Source organism: Sulfurimonas sp. RIFOXYD2_FULL_34_21 (genome assembly GCF_001830805.1).
Lineage (GTDB): Bacteria > Campylobacterota > Campylobacteria > Campylobacterales > Sulfurimonadaceae > Sulfurimonas.
The window spans coordinates 129,248-130,161 of record NZ_MICH01000005.1; the positions used below are offsets into that span (position 1 = coordinate 129,248).

Genomic DNA, 914 nt, shown 5'->3' on the forward strand with positions numbered 1-914 from the left:
ACACAGATACTGACACAGATACTGACACAGATACAGATACTGACACAGACACAGATACAGATACTGACACAGACACAGATACAGATACAGATACTGATACTGATACTGATACAGACACTGATACAGACACAGATACTGATACGGACACAGACACTGACACCGATACAGACACTGACACCGATACAGACACTGACACAGATACAGATACAGATACTGACACTGATACAGACACTGACACAGACACTGACACAGACACAGACACTGACACAGATACAGACACTGACACAGATACGGACACCGATACAGACACTGATACTGATACAGACACTGACACAGACACTGACACAGATACTGACACTGACACAGACACTGACACAGATACTGACACTGACACTGACACTGACACAGACACAGATACAGATACAGATACTGACACAGACACTGACACTGATACAGACACTGACACTGATACAGACACTGACACTGACACTGACACCGATACAGACACTGACACAGATACAGACACTGACACTGATACTGATACGGACACAGATACAGACACTGACACTGACACAGATACAGACACAGATACAGATACAGACACAGACACAGACACAGATACTGACACAGACACAGACACAGATACTGACACAGATACAGATACTGACACAGACACAGATACTGATACTGATACGGACACAGATACAGATACAGATACTGACACAGACACTGACACTGACACTGATACTGATACGGACACAGATACAGATACAGACACTGACACTGACACAGATACTGATACAGACACAGATACTGACACAGACACAGATACTGATACTGATACGGACACTGACACTGATACTGATACGGACACAGATACAGATACAGACACTGACACTGACACAGATACAGAC

At 44.0% G+C, this 914-nt stretch carries 1 protein-coding gene; it reads left to right on the top strand.

Translation table 11 applies throughout. The features are described 5' to 3' along the window. Window positions 1-914: hypothetical protein (locus A2530_RS03545; RefSeq protein WP_294891427.1), on the top strand; the 914-nt coding region annotated here is incomplete at both ends.